Below are 20,152 nucleotides of genomic sequence, written 5' to 3'. Positions count from 1 at the left end.
GCTGACTATGTTCAGAATGGTTCATGTAGATTTCCTCTTCAATCAAGCTATTTCGTTACGATGGCGGACTTTCACTGAATGTTAAATTCTTAACATAACCTTGCAGCATGACGAGCGATCTGATCTTCTTCTTTTGAGGGCAGGACCTCAATAGCGATCAATGATGTATCGTCACTGATCGTCCTGTTGTTTTCCTGATTCAAGCGGTGGTTCAGTCTGATGTCCATCCATTCCAGATGCTGACAGATCCGCTCCCGTACCTCAGGGTCATGCTCTCCGATACCCCCTGTAAACACGAGCAGATCCGCACCCTTCAAAGCAACGGCCATGCTGGCGATAAGCTTGCCGACCGAATAACAAAACATCCGTATGGCAAGTAATACATCTTCATTGTTCTCCGCAGAAGCATGTAACTCACGCATGTCACTACTGACACCAGAGATACCCAGTAGTCCAGCTCTCTTGTCTATCAGATATTCCAACTCGATCGTACTCAGATCCTTCTTTCGTAGAAGGTAGAGTAATACTCCTGGGTCGATATCTCCTGAACGACTGCCCATGATGGCCCCTCCGCTAGGAGTAAGACTCATGCTCGTATCAATCGATATACCATCCTTGATGGCAGTCACACTGACGCCATTTCCTAAATGAGCTACGATCACTCTGGGTGGTAGATCCTTGCCCAATTGCTGAACAATGGATTCACACGACAAACCATGGAATCCATATCGTTTGATACCTTCACTGCGCAATGAACTGGGAATCGGGAGACTACGGCTGATATCAGGGAGATCAGCATGAAACACCGTATCCAGACAGGCCATCTGAGGAATGGTCGGCAATCTATCAATGACAGCCTGTATCAGCGCCAGCGCCTTCTCATTATGCAAAGGCGCAAAGTCTGCGGCCTTCTGTAATTGTCGGATGATATTACTGTCGATCAGACAGTGCCGTCGGATAAGCAAGCCTCCGTGCACGATCCGGTGACCAATGACATCGGGGCTTGGTAGATCCTTATCTGTAAGCGATTTGAATATATGATCGATCGCACTCTGAGTATCCGTACCTTGGATGCTTTCCCCATGAAGCTTTTCCAGTTGGAATCCAACAAGTTTATAGACGCCAAACTTCAGTGAGGAGGATCCGACATTCAGTGCGAGGACGATCAATTCATCTTGGGATCCCATTTCCACTCTTGTACCTCCGGCATATCTTCACCATGCTCACTGACATACAGTTTATGTCGCTCCATCTTAGTCCAGTAACGTGCTGTCTCTGCTCCGACCAGAGAACTGAATCTAGGAATACGTTTGATAGCATCCAATGCTAGTTGATATCTATCCAGATTATTGATGACGACCATGTCGAATGGTGTCGTTGTCGTGCCTTCCTCCATATAACCACGCACATGAATATTCTCGTGGTTATGGCGCTTGTAAGTGAGTTTGTGGATCAATGCGGGGTACCCATGAAAGGCAAAGATTACGGGTCTGTCCTTAGTAAACATCGCATCGAACTCATGGTCTTCCATACCATGCGGGTGTTGAGATCGCGGTTGCAGAACCATGAGGTCTACGACATTGACTACTCTGATACGGATGTCCGGTACATAACTGCGCAACAAGGTAACAGCCGCCAGCGCCTCGACGGTAGGAACATCGCCAGCACATGCCATCACTACATCCGGATCGCCTTCATCATTACTTGCCCATTGCCAGATACCGGCACCAGCTGTGCAATGCTTCACGGCCTCGTCGATACTAAGCCACTGCCACTCCGGCTGTTTGCCGGCCACGATGACATTGATGTAATTTTGACTTCGCAGACAGTGGTCGGTGACAGAGAGAAGAGTATTCGCATCTGGCGGAAGATATATCCTGACTACTTCTGATCTTTTATTCGCAACGTGATCGATAAAACCGGGGTCCTGATGTGAAAAACCATTGTGATCCTGACGCCATACATGTGAGGTTAAAAGATAGTTCAGAGAAGGTATCGGCTTACGCCATGGAATCGATCTTGTGATCTTTAACCATTTCGCATGTTGGTTGAACATGGAGTCGATGATATGGATAAAGGCTTCATAACAGGAAAAGAAACCATGTCTACCTGTAAGCAGATAACCTTCTAGCCAACCTTGACATAGATGCTCACTGAGCACTTCCATGACACGACCATCAGTATCAAGATTCGTGTCCTGCTCCTGAGTATCAGCCATCCATCTTTTATTTGTGACTTCAAACACCCCATCCAATCGATTTGAAGCTGTCTCGTCGGGGCCAAAAATACGAAAGTTCTGCTTCAGCTGATTAAGACTGAGTACTGCAGAAAGGTATTTACCCAGATTCCTTGTGGCCTCGCCTTTTGAACTACCTGGTTTGCCGATATCGAGCGCATAATCTGCAAAGGATGGCAAGGAAAGTGGCTGTGTCAAAATGCCACCATTCGCATGAGGATTTGAACCCATGCGTCGCCGACCTGTAGGAGCTAATGCTGCCAGATCCTCCCGAAACTTTCCGTTCTCATCGAACAGTTCTTCGGCTTTATAGCTTTTAAGCCACTCCTCCAGCAACACAATATGTTCAGGATTCTTGAAGTCCGAGATCGGTACCTGATGAGATCTCCATGTACCCTCTGAAGGCTTGTGATCGACGAACTTAGGCCCTGTCCACCCTTTGGGAGTACGGAATACGATCATCGGCCAACGCGGCCTTTCCAGTGGGGCGCCTTTGGGTTTTGTTCTCGCTTGGGTTTGGATATTTTTAATCTCAATAAGTACCTGATCTAAGGTGGTTGCGAGTTTTTGATGAACGAACATCGGTTCATCCCCCTCAACAAAATATGGTTCATAACCATATCCGCGCATGAGATCACGTAGTTCATCATGACTGATACGCGAGAGTATCGTGGGGTTGGCGATCTTGAACCCGTTCAAATGTAATATCGGCAGAACCGCACCATCCGTGGCAGGATTGAGGAATTTGTTGGAGTGCCAGCTAGTAGCTAATGCACCTGTTTCGGCCTCCCCATCACCAATCACACAACTCACGATTAGATCCGGGTTATCAAAGGCAGCACCATATGCATGAGCTAGTGAATAGCCCAGTTCGCCACCTTCATGTATCGAACCGGGCGTTTCTGGTGCAACATGGCTTGGAATACCGGATGGCCATGAAAACTGTCTAAACAGACGCTCCATCCCATTCGTATTACGTTCTATCGCGGGGAAGTGTTCAGTATAGGAGCCTTCGAGATAAGTATTAGCGACGATACCAGGACCGCCATGCCCTGGACCGATGATGTAGATCATGTTGAGATCATTATTTTTGATCAGGCGATTCAAATGGACGTACAGCATATTGAGGCCCGGTGTCGTGCCCCAATGCCCCAGTAATCGGGGTTTTATGTGCTCTAATGCGAGCGGTGATCTTAGTAGCGGGTTACGCTGAAGGTATATCTGCCCGACTGAAAGGTAGTTTGCAGCACGCCAGTATGCGTGCATTGATTCTAACAGTTCAGGTGACAGGGTCTTGCTCATAAATCCTCCAACTCAATCAGACATAAGACCAATAATCAGGGCATTGATAAGGTCGATAAAGAATCCGCATACCAACGGCACTATCAGGAAGGCGCGAGGTGCTGCGCCATATTGGCGAGATACAGCGGTCATGTTAGCGACAGCCGTTGCTGTGGATCCCAAGGCGATCCCGCCAAAACCAGAACAAACGACCGTTGCTTCATAATCGCGCCCCATTAACCGGAATACGAGAAAAACCGTAAAAAGTATGGTCAGTATTATCTGCAATGACATCGTGACTGTTATGAATCCGAGAATAGGCTGAATCTCCCACAGTTGGAGACCCATGATCGCCATCGTGATAAATAACCCGAGACTAATGTCTGAAATCAAAGCTATTCCAGATTTCATCTCATTGAATCGCCAGAGCCGTCCTCCATTAGGAAGCAATAAGTCACCGATAGATCGAAGTAATGTCCCGGCTATCAAGCAGCCAACGAATCCTGGAAGATTCAGGTCAGTCAATTTGATCAATTCACTGATGCTAGATCCCAAGATAAGAGCGATATTCAGCCAGAAAATAGCTAACAGCACTCCGTAATAATCGAGCTGGCTAGTCAGTTCTTTTTTGAAAAGCTTCCCCACTTCCAGTTCTGAATCTGCTGATGGTTTGACCGAATGACGCCGCATCAACCAACTGGCAATCGGTCCACCGATGAAGCAGGCAGAAACCATACCGACCATGTTAGCTGCGATTCCTAACTCACTTGCAGAATCGATACCAAGTTGTCCCTCGAAATGCGGGGCCCATGCAAGCGTAGTACCCACTCCACCAGTAAGAGAGATGGAACCCACCAATAATCCGGCATGTGGATCCATACCAAATAAAGATGCCATCATCATTCCCAAGGAATTCTGCAAAATAATGAAGATCGTTGATAGAAAAAGCAGCAGCACAAGATACTTACCACCGCTAGGTAGCTGCCGGATATTCGAACTTAATCCAAGTGCCGCAAAGAAATAAAGTAGAAGATCATCCCGGGCATCCAGTTCAAAAGAGGTATCTAAACTGATCGTGTAATGCAATACACATACTAGGATCGCACAAAGTAATCCGCCAACCATAGACTCTGGTATACCGTATTCCCTCATCAAAGCGGTTCTGGCGACGACACCTTTACCAATAAACAACAACAGAATGGCGATGGTTAAACTAACAAATCCACTCAATGCCAAAGAGTGTCCATAGATATTGTTGATCACTGAACTCATAGACATCAGTCTTTACCGGAGTGACCCATATCGAGCTCTAGGTGTTACCGCCATTGGAGTCATTTGCAGAACCATTATTTGCCAGCCTGCTTCCGATCAACTCTTTGAACATCCTTCTATGCGCCTCTCGTAAAGTCTGAATCTCTTCTTTCGCTCCATCCTCTTCAGTGCCAAGAACCAGATGCATCATGAGGACATGAACCACTGGTGATATTGCCATCAGGAAAACGTCTGTCAGCACATTCGACTGCATCTTCTCTTCACTGACTAGCTTGTCTGCGGCTTGTTGCTGTGCCGCGAAATAAGGCCTTATGACATTTTTGTGCCACTCTTTGATCATTTTCGGGAATCAGAACCCATCTGAGATCAAGATTCGAATCACAGCCTGAAATTTGGGATCAGCTATCGAATCATGGGTATTATCGATCCATTGGTCTAAAGCCTTCTCATCCAAAGGTCGCTCTGGATCGAGCCACGGAGCCCAACGAGGCATGAGTACCTCAAAAAGTAATGCGCCTAATATGTCTTCCTTGCTTTTGAAGTGCGCATATATACCCGCCTGTGCCAAGCCAGCCCTTTTGGCGATCAATGTCGTACTGGCACCGTCATATCCACGCTCACTGAACTCAGTCAGTGCCGCATCAAGGATCAGCTGCTTACGTACTTCCGGCGCAAGACGTGTACGCTTTTTAAGATGTGATTTCTCTAAAACCTGAGGCATTCAATGGATTCCAAATCTAATGGGGAGTACACGTTAACACGGAAAGTTTGCGCACATGACTCTTAGGCGATACTTGTTTTGATTATAACGATTAATCTATCGTTTGTGATAAACTGAAACTCACTAACGATAGATTAATCGTTTAAATTGCGTCAGTTTTACTGTTGGGAATCAAATGCAGCTTTATGGATCTCGAACTCAGGATGTGGAGAAACAGTCACTTAATGGCAAACCACATCCATTAATGGATGGTGTACATAAGCCTATGATGAGCAGGTTTCTTAATTACGTTGCACTAGCTGCTGTTCTTACAGGCTGCTCCACGTTGCATGAGAAACCATCAGTTCCTGATCTATCGGTCACCAGATCATGGCCTGCGGATGTTTCCTTCAACGACGCTGATGGCGTCTCGGCAAAGGACTTGCAGTGGCGAGACTATTTTGTAGACTCCCAACTTACCTCACTCATCGATTCAGCGCTCACCAACAATAAGGATCTCCGTCTAGCACTCTTACGTGTTCAAGAGTCAAGAGCTTCTTATGGGATACAGCGTGCGGAACTATTCCCATCGATCGGCTTAGGTGCACAAGCGGCACGAAGCCGATTGCCAGGTGATCTTAACCCGACCGGTCGCTCATTGGTCACGGGGGATTATGAGGCTTATGTAGGCCTGAATACATGGGAGTTGGATCTTTGGGGAAGAGTACGAAATCTCAAGGATGCAGCCCTTCAGGAGTACCTTGCGACAGAAGCAGCACAGCGTGCTACTCGCATCTCCCTTATCTCAGAAGTTGCGAACGCTTATCTAAGACTCCGCGAACTCGACGAGAGGATAGCGTTGGCAAGCGAAACGATCGCTACCCGTGAAGAGTCGGCAAGGATCTTTCGGCGCCGTAACGAAGTGGGCTCCGTTTCCAAACTGGAATTGAGTCAGGTCGAAACGCTTCTGTTACAGGCGCGGAGTCTGGGAGCGCAATTGCAACAGGCTCGTGCCATACAGGCTCACGCCATATCTCAACTCATAGGTGTCCCTATTGAGTTATCTCCGATGTCCAACACCCGATTACGTGATGATGCAGTCTTTGCACCATTACGTGTGGGACTGCCATCTGATCTGCTGGCCGTCCGTCCAGACATCGTTGCTGCAGAATATCGCCTTAAAAGCAGGCAAGCGAACATTCGGGCAGCCCGAGCTGCTTTCTTCCCGCGAATCACATTGGTAGGAAGCTTTGGTACCGCTAGTTCTGAGCTAGACGGTTTGTTCGACCATGGCAGTCGGGCATGGTCCTTTGTACCAACGATATCCCTGCCTATCTTTGATGCGGGGCGCAGGCAGGCTAGCCTTGATCTTGCTCAAGTTCGTAGCAATATGGCCATAGCTGAATACGAACGGACGATTCAGGTTGCATTCCGTGAAGTATCTGATGCATTGGCTTCAAAAAAATGGCTAACCGAACAAATCGCCATTCAACGCCAATCCCTAGAGGCGCAATCCGTTAGAGCCAGATTAGCACAACTTAGATATGACAACGGTGCCGCGACTTATCTTGAAGTTCTAGATGCCCAGCGTGAATTGCTGGAGGTCCAGCAACAATTGGTTCAGATGCGACGCAATCTATTGTCGAGTCACATCGCGCTATACACCGCACTTGGTGGAGGCGCGATAGACCTCCCAATCAATGGTCAAAATGACCCTATCACCACCTCTACACCTTAAGGTCAAATCTATGGCATTTCCAACACCATCAAATAAACAACTCACCATTCTGGCAATCATTGTTCTAGCCATCATCGGCGGTTGGTATGGCTGGTCATTGTATAAAGCCAGTGAATCGATGGAGGGCTTTGTTAGCGGGAATGGTCGTATTGAGGCAACAGAAGTGGATGTCTCAACAAAGCTGCCAGGACGAGTCGAGTCGGTTATGGTAAGAGAGGGTGATTTCGTTCAGGCTGGCCAAACATTGGCGAATATGCAGATCACCACCTTGCAAGCTCAATATGAAGAGGCAGTAGCAGGGCATCAGGAGGCATTGCATGCGATTGCAGCAGCTAAGGCCCAAATCAGTCTACGCGAGAGTGATGTGGCGGCAGTCAAAGCACAGGTAGCCCAACGCGAAGCTGAGCTCGATGCGGCTCATAGACGTCTGACTCGCTCAGAGACCTTGAGTCATGAGGGTGCAGCATCATTGCAAGAATTGGACGATGACAAAGCGCGTACACGCAGCGCTGAAGCAGCAGTAACCGCAGCAAAAGCTCAGACCATTGCCGCTGAATCTGCTGTAGTGGCTGCAAAGGCGCAATGGACTGGTTCAGAGGCGCGCGCTAATGCGGCCAAGGCAACGATCAGCCGGATAGCTGCCGAGATATCCGATAGCGAATTGAAAGCTCCACGTGATGGACGTGTGCAGATCAGAGTAGCTCAACCTGGGGAGGTCCTTGGTGCAGGTGGCCGTGTCATCAATATGTTAGATCTATCTGATGTATCTATGACCTTCTTCGTACCTGAAACAGTGGCTGGCAGGATCGCACTAGGCAGCGAAGTCCGTCTTGTACTGGATGCGATACCAGGCGTCATCATCCCAGCAAAAGTCTCTTTTGTGGCTAGTCAGGCTCAATTCACGCCGAAGACCGTGGAAACAGCGAGTGAACGTCAAAAACTGATGTTTCGCGTACGTGCCCAGATATCTCCTGATCTTCTTCGCCAACATCTGGAACAAGTAAAAACCGGTGTCCCAGGGGTCGCGTGGTTGAGAGTAGATCACAAGGCTGAATGGCCAGAATCCCTGAAGATCAATCCTTCCCTGCAAACAAAGCCTGAATAACCTATGGTGCCCGGAACATCACAACCGGTTATCCGACTTCAGGGGGTGCGCCTCAACTATAAAGAGGTGATCGCGATCGATGGACTGGATCAGGATATCCCCTCAGGATGTGTGGTTGGTTTGATTGGTCCTGATGGCGTGGGTAAATCCAGCTTGCTATCTCTGATCGCTGGAGCCCGTAAAGTCCAGGAGGGTACTGTAGAAGTTCTGGGTGGAGATATACGGGATCCTAAACATCGGGACATCGTTTGCCCACGCATCGCTTACATGCCACAAGGTCTAGGCCGTAATCTTTATCCGACACTTTCGGTCGAGGAGAATCTCCAGTTCTTCGCACGACTATTCGGACATGACGCTAGAGAGCGTCGTCGTCGTATCGATGATCTGACACATGCGACTGGACTACAGAAATTTCTATCCCGTCCCGCTGGAAAATTGTCCGGAGGCATGAAGCAAAAACTCGGGCTTTGCTGCGCCTTGATACATGACCCTGACCTATTGATCCTTGATGAACCTACGACCGGTGTGGATCCATTGGCGCGGGCACAGTTCTGGGATCTGATCACACGGATGAGACGCCAACGTCCAAGTATGAGCGTCATTGTAGCCACCGCCTATATGGATGAGGCTCAAGACTTTGATTGGCTGATTGCCATGGATGAAGGCAAGATCCTGGCTACTGGTACACCTGCCGAATTATTAGCCCAGACTTCGACAAACTCACTGGAGTCTGCATTCATCGCCTTACTCCCGATCGACAAAAAACGCGACTACAGATCGGTGGAGATTCCTCCTCTAAATGTGGACGCAGATGATATTGCGATCGAGGCAAAAGACCTCACGATGCGATTTGGCGATTTTGTGGCTGTCGACAAAGTCTCATTCCGCATTCGCCGCGGTGAGATATTCGGTTTCTTGGGTTCCAACGGCTGTGGCAAGACGACCACCATGAAGATGCTTACCGGATTACTACCAGCCAGTGATGGCAAAGCTTGGCTATTCGGTCATGAAGTCGATCCAAATGATATCGATACGCGTCGTCGTGTAGGTTACATGTCTCAGGCTTTCTCCCTGTATGGGGAGCTGACCGTAGAGCAGAACTTAGTCTTGCATGCCAGATTATTCCATGTCCCTGAGAACGTGATCCCTTATCGTATTCGCGAAATGGCAGAACGCTTCGGTCTTGGTGATTGCATGAGTCAGATACCGGATAGTCTTCCATTAGGCATACGACAACGCCTTTCTTTGGCTGTAGCAATGGTCCACAAGCCAGAGTTACTCATTCTTGATGAGCCGACCTCTGGAGTGGATCCGGTCGCACGCGATGCCTTCTGGCAACTTTTGATCGAGTTATCCAGACGAGATAAAGTCACCATATTCATTTCGACTCACTTCATGAATGAGGCTGAGAGATGTGATCGCATGTCGATGATGCATGCGGGGAAAGTACTAGATAGCGATACACCTGCATCACTAGTAAAAAAGCGTCATGCCAGCACGCTTGAAGAGGCTTTCATCGGATACCTGATCGATGCCGGCGGCGGCAATGCAGTCCCATCCTCACCTGAGGCAGAGGAGAAGCCTGCCCCGTCACCTTCCATGAACCAAACAAATCCCACCCGGCATTCGATCTTCAGTCTTCGGCGGATGATTAGTTATCTGTGGCGTGAGACGCTTGAGCTACAACGCGATCCAATCAGAGCTGCTCTTGCCCTTGGTGGGTCAATCATTCTGATGTTCGCCATCGGTTTTGGCATCAGCATGGACGTTGAGGATTTGCGCTATGCGATCCTTGATCGGGATCAGACCTCCTTGAGTCGGGATTACGCTCTACAACTTTCAGGATCACGATATTTTGTCGAGCAACCTGCTATCAGTGATTACGACGAACTTGATAAACGCATGCGAAGTGGAGAGCTATCACTCGCGATAGAGATTCCCACAGGATTTGCTCAGAAAGCTCTCAAGGGTAATGAGGTCCAGATCGGGATATGGATTGATGGGGCTATGCCTCAGCGTGCCGAAACCATCAATGGCTATGTGCAAGGAATGCATCAACACTGGTTGAGCACTCAACAAGTCGAGCGTAATGGAGGGACACCGCCATTAACAGCAAGCTTCGAGACCCGCTACCGATACAATCCTGATGTGCGCAGTCTGCCTGCAATCGTCCCTGCAGTCATTCCTATGTTGCTCTTGATGTTACCCGCTATGTTGACTGCACTTGCTGTCGTCCGTGAGAAGGAGACCGGGTCAATCATCAATCTTTACGTGACTCCCGTGACTCGGATGGAATTCATTCTTGGCAAGCAATTGCCATACGTGGCATTGGCCATGGTCAATTTCCTTTTAATGGTATTGCTTGCGATCACGATATTTGGAGTACCGATCACAGGCAGTTTTATCACGTTGAGTCTGGCAGCACTCGTTTTCAGCTTCTCTGCTACAGGTATGGGACTGCTCGCTTCTTCTGTGACTAAAAGCCAGATCGCAGCGATGTTCTTTACCATGATCGGCACAATGATCCCTGCGATTCAGTATTCCGGCATCATCAATCCTGTCTCATCGATGCAAGGCTTCTCAAGAATCATAGGAGAGGTCTACCCGGTAAGTCACATGGTTTTAATCAGTCGAGGTATATTCAGCAAAGCACTTCATTTCAATGATATTGCAGCTTCGATCCTACCGATTGCGATATCTTCCCTTGTCATCATCTCTGTCTCTATCCTTCTTGTAAGAAAGCAGGAGCATTGAGATGAAGAGCAAACATTTAGATAATATCTATCGTTTGGGCGTGAAGGAGATCTGGAGTCTTTGGCGCGATCCAATGATGCTCGTATTGATAGTGTACGTGTTCACCTACTCACTGTACCTATCATCCACATCTCAGCCGGAGACCCTTCAGAATGCGCCGATAGCGATCGTGGATGAAGACGTTTCGGCTCTATCCCAACGTATCGTCTCAGCTTTTTATCCCCCCTATTTCAATCCACCCCAACTGATCCAACTGCCTGAAGTGGATAAAGTAATGGATGAGGGTAAATATACATTCGTATTGGTGATTCCACCCAAGTTCCAGCAAAACGTATTGGCAGGAAGATCGCCGGAACTCCAACTCAATATCGATGCAACGCGCATGAGTCAGGCATTCACCGGTAATGGCTCCATACAACAGATCGTCATGGGTGAGATCAGTGAGTTTGTACAACGTTATCGCGGCGCTACTGCATTACCCATAGATACCGTAGTCCGCATGCGCTTCAATCCTTCTTTGAATAAGTCATGGTTTGCAGCACTCATGCAGATCGTCAATCACATCACGATGTTATCTATCGTGTTGACTGGAGCAGCGCTCATCCGTGAACGTGAACATGGCACTGTCGAACATCTGCTAGTCATGCCCGTCACACCGACGGAGATCATGTTATCCAAAATATGGTCGATGGGACTTGTAGTCTTAATCGCATCCATCCTGTCTATGAATTTTATGATCCGGGGATTTTTAGGTATCCCAATTGAGGGGTCGCTACCTTTATTCTTCGTAGGTACTACGCTGCACCTTTTCGCAACAACGTCGATGGGAATATTCCTTGCGACACTCGCCCGAAACATGCCTCAATTCGGCATGCTGCTCATGTTGACGCTCATGCCACTAGATATGCTTTCTGGTGGCAACACCCCACGAGAGAGTATGCCTGAGCTGGTTCAGACACTCATGCTGGCCGCCCCGACCACACATTTCGTTGAGCTTGGTCAGGCCATTCTATATCGTGGTGCCGGCATAGAAGTCGTGTGGAAACCATTTCTTTGTCTAGCCTTGATAGGCGGAGTCCTGTTCTCACTATCTCTAGCAAGGTTCCGCAAAACCATTGCACAAATGGCTTAGTAGAGACTGCCTATGATCAGAGCATTTTCAATCTTTCGTATCCTCTCTTGCTGGATATGTCTTATGAGCTACCAGTCTGTCTCGCTAGCAGCAGGTGTCACATGCTCTGGTGAATCTCCAATCAATTCGTCTGGCACTGTGAATCTGCGTGTAGACAACGACATGTTCGGCGGTAAAGGTCAGGATCAAGGTTATACCAATGGATTCCTAGTCAGCTGGGTCTCTCCCAACCTGACCGATTATATTAACGATCCATGCCTTCCCACTCTGGTTCAGAGGCTGAATCAGTTTTTGGCTAGATTACAGCCTGACGGCTTCGACGAGCAAAACATGACCTTGGGTATTGGTCAGGTAATGTACACACCGACAGACAATGAGCGGAGAGATCTCATCCGGAATGATCGTCCTTATGCAGGCGCTCTACTTTTTAGCATAGGTTACAACGCCCGTAGCGAAGATCACCTTCGGACCTCGCAGATACGTTTCGGTGTGGTAGGTCCGGCATCTGGTGCAGAGCATACCCAAAACTGGTGGCATGACCTCATCGGAGTAGACAAATTCTATGGATGGGATCATCAACTACGCAATGAACCCGTTGTACAGCTTTTGCATGAACGTCGTAAACGTGTGGTGAGTTCTCCTCTCTATTCCGGTTGGAGTTGGGATTACATAAGGCATTGGGGCGGTAGTCTGGGCAATTTTGCTACCTATGCGAACTTTGGGGGTGAGTGGCGCTTCGGTTGGCACCTACCTGATGATTTTGGGACCGCACCACTACGACCAGCAGGAGAGAATACCGCACCAGTGCATGCTGCAGGTGACGGTCAATGGAACGGTCACTTTTTTGCCGCTTTCGATGCAAGGTGGGTATTGCACGATATTACTCTGGATGGAAATACCTTTAGTTCAAGCCATAGTGTCGATAAGAAAGCAGTCGTGGCTGATCTGGGTTATGGCTTCGCATTCTATAAAGATCAATGGCGTTTGGCAGTAGCGAAATATTATCGTACCCGCGAATTCTCCGGCCAAGATGATGCGCCCGTGTACGGCTCGATCACGATCGGCAGGAGTTTCTGATGATAAAAGGAGAAAGATAGAGCATGCAAAGATTAGTCTTACCACTTCCTGGGAATGAGATATTCGCGACCAGACTTGCCTCTCAATGCGATAGCGAATTGGGACGGGTCGAGGCACGTCGATTCCCTGATGGTGAAAGTTATGTACGTCTGCATGGAAACCCCAGCGGAAGACCTGTCGATCTGGTATGTACATTGTCTCAACCCGACCCTCAATTCCTATCCTTGATATTTGCTGCAGAGACGGCTCGTGATCTTGGTGCCAGCGAGGTGAATCTGATCGCTCCCTATCTAGCTTATATGCGACAGGATAAACGCTTCCATGAAGGCGAGTGTGTCACTTCATTATCATTTGCGAAGTTGATCTCAGGGGTGTTTGATAGCATGGTCACTATCGACCCCCATCTCCATCGTCATCCTCAGCTTTCTGGTTTATATACGATTCCCACAGCGACTCTGCATGCCGCTCCTTTGTTAGCAGATTGGATCGCACAGAATATCAAGGATCCTCTGATCATTGGACCGGATGAAGAGAGTGAGCAATGGGCTGGCGCGATAGCAAAGAGAATCGGTGCTCCCCATAAAGTGTTACATAAGACGCGGTTTGGTGATCGGAGTGTCGATATCGAAGTACCTGATCTATCAGAATTTATGGATCGTACGCCAGTATTGGTTGATGACATCGCATCTTCCGGCAAGACCCTTGCTGTGGCGGCTCGGAAACTTGTTGCTCAAGGTTTACGGAAACCAGAGTGTGTAGTAGTACATGCACTTTTTGCAGATGACGCATGGAACGAGTTGGTCCCTTTATTTTCAAGGATTACCTCCACGGAAGCAGTCCCACATTTGAGTAACGGGATCAAGCTTACCCCGTTGTTCGCGGAAGCGATTGTTAAAGGTTTGAAAGACTGATTAAGAACACTAAAAGGATTATGCACAATATGCTTTCATTAACTAGCCTTGGCGGAGCAGGAACTGTAACCGGTTCTAAACATCTTTTAACCTATGGAAATACCCGTATCTTGATCGATTGTGGTTTATTTCAAGGTTTAAAGAATCTCAGAGAACTTAATTGGCAGCCGTTAGCTATAAATGCTGAAGATATTGACGCAGTCATTCTGACGCACGCGCATCTTGATCATTGTGGATACCTTCCGAAGCTCGTCAAAGATGGATTTCGAGGAAAAATATTCTCTACTGCGGCTACCCGAGATCTAGCCGAACTCATCTTGTTAGATAGTGCATGGCTACAAGAAAAAGATGCTGAATTTGCCAACCGGAAAGGTTCATCAAAGCATAAGCCTGCACTTCCTTTATATGGGGTGCGGGATGCTGAACGTACGCTTGAGTTTTTTAAAACGGTTCCTTTGCATCAGTCGAATGAATTGCCTGGAGATGGGCGATTCTTATTAAGGCGAGCAGGTCATATCCTGGGTGCTTCCACTGTCCAAATAGATATTGGAGGTAAGCGCATAATCTTCTCCGGAGACCTCGGACGTTATGATGATCGAATCATGCCAGACCCGGAGTCAGTAGAAAAAGCCGATTATATTGTCATAGAGTCGACTTATGGCAACCGACATCATGATCGATCCGATGCGATCGACGCATTAGGAAAAACTATTGAGCGTACCGTACGACGAGGTGGAACCGTTGTTATACCTGCTTTTGCGGTAGGACGGGCTCAGTCGCTGATATACGACTTGTGGCTGTTGCGGAAGAGCGGACGATTGCAGAATGTGCCGGTTTTTTTAGATAGTCCGATGGCAACCAGTGCAACTGAACTCTTGCAAAGATACCCTAACGATCATCGACTCTCATTCGATGAATATCATGCGGCTTTGTCCGAAGTTACTTACGTTCAGGATGTCGAGGAGTCAAAAGCACTTACCGCTAATCATTATCCTAAAGTCATACTTTCTGCTAGCGGGATGGCGACAGGAGGTCGAGTGCTGCATCACATCGCTGCATTTGGACCTGACCATCGGAATACTTTGTTGTTCTCTGGTTTTCAGGCAGCGGGTACACGAGGCCGTAAACTCATTGAAGGTGCAAAGGAAGTGAAGATATTCGGTGAATGGATTCCTGTGAACGCAGAGGTTGCCGATCTGCCAATGCTATCAGCCCATGCAGATAGCGATGAATTATTGCGATGGTTATCAGGGTTCTACCGACCTCCAACGAAGGTATTCATCGTCCATGGAGAGCCTGATGCATCTGAAGCGCTGAGGGAGCGTATAAAACGTGATCTCGGATGGAATGCTTGTGTGCCATTGTCAGGTCAGGAGTATGTTCTATGACCGTTCAAGTCAAAGCACAAACTTCAACTACATTAGAAGCGGTTCGCATGCACTTGCACGCGCAGCATCAACCAATCGCCATTATGCGTACAGATTGCCATGTCTGTCACTCAGAAGGATTAGCACCAAGATCTCAGGTTTTGATTACAGCAGGCTCCCGAGAGATTCAAGCTTTGCTTTATCAGATAGACAGTGATCTTTTGCAGGTTGGCCAAGTTGCTCTTTCAGAGGCGGCTTGGATAGCACTTGAAATCGATGAAGGATCTCATGTGCAAGTCCGGCATCCGCCTGTACTGAATTCATTGACAAGTATCCGCCGTCGGATCCATGGACATAGGCTAGATTATTCTGAGCTGCAGGATATCGTAAAGGATGTAGTAGATGGTAGATATACCGATGTAGTCCTTTCGGCATTCCTGACAGCTACAGCAGTTCTACCCATGGATAGTCAGGAAACCATTCATCTCACGCGCGCTATGGTTGATGTTGGCAAACGCCTGAAGTGGAATCAATCTATTGTAGTTGATAAGCATTGCATCGGTGGGTTACCCGGGAATCGTACAACACCTATTGTGGTAGCTATCGCTGCCGCTCATGGACTGACAATGCCGAAAACCTCATCTAGGGCGATTACGTCCCCTGCTGGTACAGCTGATACGATGGAGGTACTGACGCCAGTTGATCTGGATATCGCCAAATTGCAAGACGTAATAGAAAAAGAAGGAGGCTGTCTGGCATGGGGAGGCGCGATGCATCTTAGTCCGGCTGACGATATCTTTATCCGTATAGAACATGAGTTAGATATCGATACTGAAGGTCAATTGATTGCATCAATTCTATCCAAAAAGATTGCCGCGGGCTCCACACATGTCATTATTGATATCCCTATAGGATCTACAGCTAAGATTCGTACTCAAGAGGCCGCCCAACATCTAGCTTCACGACTTACAGAGACTGCTTCAGCATTTGGGTTGTTTGTAAGGTGCTTGTTCACCGATGGTAGTCAGCCGATCGGCCGAGGAATCGGACCTACGCTAGAAGCGCGTGATGTTCTCGCAGTATTAAGGCGAGAGTCACATGCCCCGCTTGATTTACGAGAGCGAGCAGCGTTAGTCGCTGGAGCCGTACTTGAGATTGGAGGCGTTACTCCAGAAGGAACAGGCCAGCAATTGGCATTGAAAACAATAGATAGCGGGCGAGCATGGGAAAAGTTTAAGAGTATTTGTCTAGCTCAAGGAGGTATACGGGAGCCAGGTCAAGCTGAGTATATTGAACCGTTAATAGCATCAAGCTCAGGAAGAGTTGTCCATATAGATAATCGTAAACTATCTAGGGCTGCCAAGCTTGCTGGAGCGCCGGAACGATCATTAGCTGGTGCACATCTGAATATTAGATTGGGAGATGAGGTTCTCAAGGGACAAGTATTGCTGCATATTCATGCACAGACACGTGCAGAAATGGATTATGCATTGGCATACATTCGTGATGCAGGTGACATAGTTAAGTTAGAGCCTTAAGCCCTGAGAGGCTTTTACTAAATTTGGGTAGCGATTGTCACCGATGTCGCATTGAGTCGTGCCGTCACTTACCAGACAGACACAATTTCTTAAGTATCTCCAAACTAACGTGACTTATCCCTCTACATCGGAGAAGACGACGCTGGTCGTGCTTCAAGGCATGCAGTAACTCTGCTCTACTGCTAAATCCAGCCCTATGCAGAGATATAGCGATTCGCCCAGGAATATCGATCGACCATTTCATGTTGGATGTCTCCATCGCATCCTTCATTCGCACATAGACGTGTGCGGCACTTGGGCTGATTTAAGTGCTTTAGCGATTTCTCTGTATGTATGCCCCTAAAGCCTTAGGTTATAAGCCTTCATATAATCATTACGCTTCATGCCTGACTCTCCATCAGCATTACATGTAACGATTTTATAGGCCTAATTGCACTCGCAACATCAGAGAACTTCCCGAAGTTATGTCAGTAAAATTCTCATAGACCCGCGTGCTTACTTGATCTTAGCCAATAATCCAACGAATCCAATCAGAATGGTATATCCACTAAATGACGCAAAGCAGGATTCATATGCTCAATGATCGGTGCTTCCTCTAGTTCACAGAACTGGATATTACTCACTGTTAATCTTCCCGTTGATTTAGGTACGATCGCCACACCGATACTCGACCGTCTTTTCCCACCATTTGATGCCATGCATGCTGTTATCTTTCAAATCCATCGGTTAGCGCAATTGTGCAAGTTGCGAAATAGAAGTTTTAGGCTATGTTTATGTTAATACCAATCGATGCAGTCTGCATGCCAAGAATGGTGTTGGAAAATTTACGCTAAACCACAGAAATCGTTAATAATGCTGAAGAAGAATAAGGAGAATTGAGCGATGGATCTTACTACAAGCTCTGTAGATAAACTCATTGTATGAATCGCCCCGGCTAGCCTAGATATTTTCAAGCCTCCAAGTGAGCTATCTATTAAAATAGTATGCCTAACATGAAGATCATGTAAACAAAAAAATGGAGCCAAATCAATTGGCTCCAGGAAGTTATTTACATTATAGGTTTTAGTCGACTCTAAAACGGGATATCGTCATCAAAATCGTCAAAATTGCCTGCTGGCTTGCTCGCTGGTGCTGGTTGGAAGGCATTACGGTTGCCACCACCTGCATTACCGCTACCCATGGCTGGCTGCTGGCGGGCCGGTGCCTGGTTGTAATCGTCCATACCACCACCTTGGTCCATATCGCCGCCTTCATAAGGCGCACTGCCACCTTCGCGGCCGGTGCCCAGCATTTGCATCTGGTCGGCCACTATCTCTGTGCTGTAGCGCGTCACGCCGTCTTTTTCCCATTTGCGGGTTTGCAAACGGCCTTCAACATACACCGGGCGGCCTTTTTTCAGGTATTCACCGGCGATTTCAGCCAAGCGGCGATACATGACAATATTGTGCCATTCGGTTTTTTCCTGGCGCACGCCGGATTTGTCTTTCCAGTTTTCGGTGGTGGCGATGCTGAAGTTAGCCACGGCCTCACCGTTTGGCATATAGCGCACTTCTGGGTCACGCCCCAGATTACCCATCAAAATCACTTTGTTGACTGATGCCATGGTGTCACTACTCCCCTATTCGATTCATGATTGCTTGCGACAATGCCGCCTGAAATGCTTTGCTGCGCTGATTTTCCAACTTTACCATGAGCATGGTTTCAGAAGGAATGGCGACGACTTCGTACACGCCTTCCATGGCGCGTACATCTTGCACCAGTTTGGCGGCTTGCTCGTCATTATACCCTTGTATATGGAACATTTTGGTTTTGACACTGGGCGGCGCTTGCATACCTAATGCCATGCCAAACCAGATCACCATCAGGGCCGCACAGAACACAAATACAGTAGAGCTGCCATAACTATGTGATAACCAGCCACCCAGCGCAGCACCTAAAAACATGCCAAATGATTGCGCGGTATTGTGGATACCCATCGCCGTGCCTTTGGCCGCTGCCGGGGCCATTTTGGAGATCAGTGATGGCAACGAGGCTTCGAGCACATTAAATGCGACAAAGTAAGAGAACAAGGTTGCGACAATGCCCCACAAGCTATTCAGGCTGTACATAAAAGCAATTTGCGTCAGCAGCATCAACCCCACGGCACTGATGAAGACGGGTTTTAATTTAGCCTTTTTCTCGGCATAAATAATCGCTGGCACCATGAGGATAAACGACAGCACCAACACCGGCAGGTAGATTTGCCAATGCGTGTTTTCGTTCATACCGGTGCTATTTTTGATGGCAAACGGCACCACCATAAACATGGCCATTTGCGCCCCATGCAGGCAAAAGGTGCCAAAATTCAGGCGTAATAATTGAGTGTCACGCAACACTTCACGTATTTTGGCAGGGGCCGCCTGTGCATCGGAGTGAAAATGCGCATGCAACGGCTCGGGCACGGCAAATTTCACCACCGCAATCGCCAATATCGACAACACGGCCGTCAGCCAGAAAATGCCTGACACGCCTATCCATTGGTTTAAAATTGGCCCCGCCACTAATGACACGGCGAACGTGACGCCTATGGTGGCGCCTATCATGGCCATGGCCTGCGTGCGGTGCTCTTCACGTGTGGAGTCTGCCACCAGCGCGGTGACCACCGCAGAAATTGCGCCTGCGCCCTGAATGGCACGACCCACGATGACCATGTAAATATCTTGCGCGGTGGCGGCAAACACACTGCCCACCGCAAACATGATCAAGCCCAGGTAAATCAATTTTTTGCGGCCAAAACGGTCAGACGCCATGCCAAACGGCAACTGGAAAATCACCTGCATAAAGCCGTAGGCACCCAGCGCCAGGCCGATCAGTGCATGGTTATCACCGCCCTGCAGCTTTTCGGCATAAATTGCAAAAATGGGCAGGATCAAAAACATGCCCAGCATACGCAGCCCATAAATAGAAGCCAAGGCCGCGGTGGCGCGTGTTTCTATTTGGGTCATTTTTTCGGAGAACTGCATGAATCTGTAAGAAAACTTGGCTTAATTTTGAATAATTGC

Annotated in this window: 15 protein-coding genes; 8 read left to right on the top strand and 7 right to left on the bottom strand. The window is 48.1% G+C overall.

Annotation, left to right across the window (positions count from 1 at the left end; translation table 11 throughout):
* Positions 1-89: 89 nt before the first annotated feature.
* The 5 genes from INP78_RS11640 to INP78_RS11620 are packed head-to-tail and all read right to left on the bottom strand — an operon-like array spanning position 90 to position 5,510.
* A complete protein-coding gene (locus INP78_RS11640; protein ID WP_194742361.1) occupies positions 90-1,187 on the bottom strand; it encodes an acetate/propionate family kinase in 1,098 nt (365 codons plus the stop codon).
* A complete protein-coding gene (locus INP78_RS11635) occupies positions 1,166-3,538 on the bottom strand; it encodes a phosphoketolase (protein ID WP_194742360.1) in 2,373 nt (790 codons plus the stop codon). The genes INP78_RS11640 and INP78_RS11635 overlap by 22 nt, the downstream gene beginning before the upstream one ends.
* Before the next feature lie 12 nt (positions 3,539-3,550).
* Positions 3,551-4,789 carry a sodium/glutamate symporter gene (gltS, locus tag INP78_RS11630; protein ID WP_194742359.1) on the bottom strand — a complete coding sequence of 413 codons (1,239 nt, stop codon included), beginning with the start codon at positions 4,787-4,789 and terminating at the stop codon, positions 3,551-3,553.
* Positions 4,790-4,826: 37 nt separating this feature from the next.
* Positions 4,827-5,129: a hypothetical protein gene (locus INP78_RS11625; protein ID WP_194742358.1), complete on the bottom strand. Its 303-nt coding sequence runs from the start codon at positions 5,127-5,129 to the stop codon at positions 4,827-4,829.
* A gap of 9 nt (positions 5,130-5,138) precedes the next feature.
* Positions 5,139-5,510, bottom strand: a complete 372-nt coding sequence (locus INP78_RS11620; protein WP_194742357.1) for a TetR/AcrR family transcriptional regulator — start codon at positions 5,508-5,510, stop codon at positions 5,139-5,141.
* A 175-nt stretch (positions 5,511-5,685) separates the two neighbouring features.
* Here INP78_RS11620 and INP78_RS11615 point away from each other — a divergent pair, with 175 nt between their 5' ends.
* The 8 genes from INP78_RS11615 (at position 5,686) to INP78_RS11580 (ending at position 17,111) form a co-directional block, all read left to right on the top strand.
* On the top strand, positions 5,686-7,227 hold the full coding sequence (locus tag INP78_RS11615) for an efflux transporter outer membrane subunit (protein ID WP_228522846.1): 1,542 nt from the start codon (positions 5,686-5,688) through the stop codon (positions 7,225-7,227).
* A gap of 10 nt (positions 7,228-7,237) precedes the next feature.
* Positions 7,238-8,332, top strand: a complete 1,095-nt coding sequence (locus INP78_RS11610) for an HlyD family secretion protein (protein ID WP_228522845.1) — start codon at positions 7,238-7,240, stop codon at positions 8,330-8,332.
* 3 nt (positions 8,333-8,335) lie between these two features.
* On the top strand, positions 8,336-11,086 hold the full coding sequence (gene rbbA, locus INP78_RS11605) for a ribosome-associated ATPase/putative transporter RbbA (protein ID WP_194742355.1): 2,751 nt from the start codon (positions 8,336-8,338) through the stop codon (positions 11,084-11,086).
* Position 11,087: 1 nt separating this feature from the next.
* Positions 11,088-12,218: an ABC transporter permease gene (locus INP78_RS11600; RefSeq protein WP_194742354.1), complete on the top strand. Its 1,131-nt coding sequence runs from the start codon at positions 11,088-11,090 to the stop codon at positions 12,216-12,218.
* A 63-nt stretch (positions 12,219-12,281) separates the two neighbouring features.
* Positions 12,282-13,295, top strand: coding sequence for a lipid A deacylase LpxR family protein (locus INP78_RS11595; protein WP_228522844.1), 1,014 nt, complete (start codon positions 12,282-12,284; stop codon positions 13,293-13,295).
* A 23-nt stretch (positions 13,296-13,318) separates the two neighbouring features.
* Complete coding sequence (locus INP78_RS11590; protein ID WP_194742352.1) at positions 13,319-14,206, top strand: ribose-phosphate pyrophosphokinase; 888 nt, start codon at positions 13,319-13,321, stop codon at positions 14,204-14,206.
* Between the two features lie 29 nt (positions 14,207-14,235).
* The gene (locus tag INP78_RS11585) at positions 14,236-15,594 is read left to right on the top strand and encodes an MBL fold metallo-hydrolase RNA specificity domain-containing protein (protein ID WP_194742351.1); all 1,359 of its coding nucleotides are present in this window, start codon (positions 14,236-14,238) and stop codon (positions 15,592-15,594) included.
* On the top strand, positions 15,591-17,111 hold the full coding sequence (locus INP78_RS11580) for a thymidine phosphorylase family protein (RefSeq protein ID WP_194742350.1): 1,521 nt from the start codon (positions 15,591-15,593) through the stop codon (positions 17,109-17,111). The genes INP78_RS11585 and INP78_RS11580 overlap by 4 nt, the downstream gene beginning before the upstream one ends.
* 1,072 nt (positions 17,112-18,183) lie before the next feature.
* Here INP78_RS11580 and INP78_RS11575 read toward each other — a convergent pair.
* A complete protein-coding gene (locus INP78_RS11575) occupies positions 18,184-18,714 on the bottom strand; it encodes a single-stranded DNA-binding protein (protein WP_194742349.1) in 531 nt (176 codons plus the stop codon).
* 7 nt (positions 18,715-18,721) lie between these two features.
* Positions 18,722-20,113 carry an MFS transporter gene (locus tag INP78_RS11570; protein ID WP_194742348.1) on the bottom strand — a complete coding sequence of 464 codons (1,392 nt, stop codon included), beginning with the start codon at positions 20,111-20,113 and terminating at the stop codon, positions 18,722-18,724.
* Positions 20,114-20,152: the final 39 nt, after the last annotated feature.

This window comes from Methylophilus sp. 14 (assembly GCF_015354345.1).
GTDB lineage: Bacteria > Pseudomonadota > Gammaproteobacteria > Burkholderiales > Methylophilaceae > Methylophilus.
Note: the sequence above shows the minus strand (reverse complement) of the source record. Positions and strands in the feature narration are given on the sequence as shown.

What these genes read in the sequence shown, in the direction of transcription:
- INP78_RS11640 (WP_194742361.1), bottom strand. Translation starts at nt 1,187, where the DNA reads ATGGGATCCCAAGATGAATTGATCGTCCTCGCACTGAATGTCGGATCC.
- INP78_RS11635 (WP_194742360.1), bottom strand. Translation starts at nt 3,538, where the DNA reads ATGAGCAAGACCCTGTCACCTGAACTGTTAGAATCAATGCACGCATAC.
- gltS (WP_194742359.1), bottom strand. Translation starts at nt 4,789, where the DNA reads ATGAGTTCAGTGATCAACAATATCTATGGACACTCTTTGGCATTGAGT.
- INP78_RS11625 (WP_194742358.1), bottom strand. Translation starts at nt 5,129, where the DNA reads ATGATCAAAGAGTGGCACAAAAATGTCATAAGGCCTTATTTCGCGGCA.
- INP78_RS11620 (WP_194742357.1), bottom strand. Translation starts at nt 5,510, where the DNA reads ATGCCTCAGGTTTTAGAGAAATCACATCTTAAAAAGCGTACACGTCTT.
- INP78_RS11615 (WP_228522846.1), top strand. Translation starts at nt 5,686, where the DNA reads ATGCAGCTTTATGGATCTCGAACTCAGGATGTGGAGAAACAGTCACTT.
- INP78_RS11610 (WP_228522845.1), top strand. Translation starts at nt 7,238, where the DNA reads ATGGCATTTCCAACACCATCAAATAAACAACTCACCATTCTGGCAATC.
- rbbA (WP_194742355.1), top strand. Translation starts at nt 8,336, where the DNA reads ATGGTGCCCGGAACATCACAACCGGTTATCCGACTTCAGGGGGTGCGC.
- INP78_RS11600 (WP_194742354.1), top strand. Translation starts at nt 11,088, where the DNA reads ATGAAGAGCAAACATTTAGATAATATCTATCGTTTGGGCGTGAAGGAG.
- INP78_RS11595 (WP_228522844.1), top strand. Translation starts at nt 12,282, where the DNA reads ATGAGCTACCAGTCTGTCTCGCTAGCAGCAGGTGTCACATGCTCTGGT.
- INP78_RS11590 (WP_194742352.1), top strand. Translation starts at nt 13,319, where the DNA reads ATGCAAAGATTAGTCTTACCACTTCCTGGGAATGAGATATTCGCGACC.
- INP78_RS11585 (WP_194742351.1), top strand. Translation starts at nt 14,236, where the DNA reads ATGCTTTCATTAACTAGCCTTGGCGGAGCAGGAACTGTAACCGGTTCT.
- INP78_RS11580 (WP_194742350.1), top strand. Translation starts at nt 15,591, where the DNA reads ATGACCGTTCAAGTCAAAGCACAAACTTCAACTACATTAGAAGCGGTT.
- INP78_RS11575 (WP_194742349.1), bottom strand. Translation starts at nt 18,714, where the DNA reads ATGGCATCAGTCAACAAAGTGATTTTGATGGGTAATCTGGGGCGTGAC.
- INP78_RS11570 (WP_194742348.1), bottom strand. Translation starts at nt 20,113, where the DNA reads ATGCAGTTCTCCGAAAAAATGACCCAAATAGAAACACGCGCCACCGCG.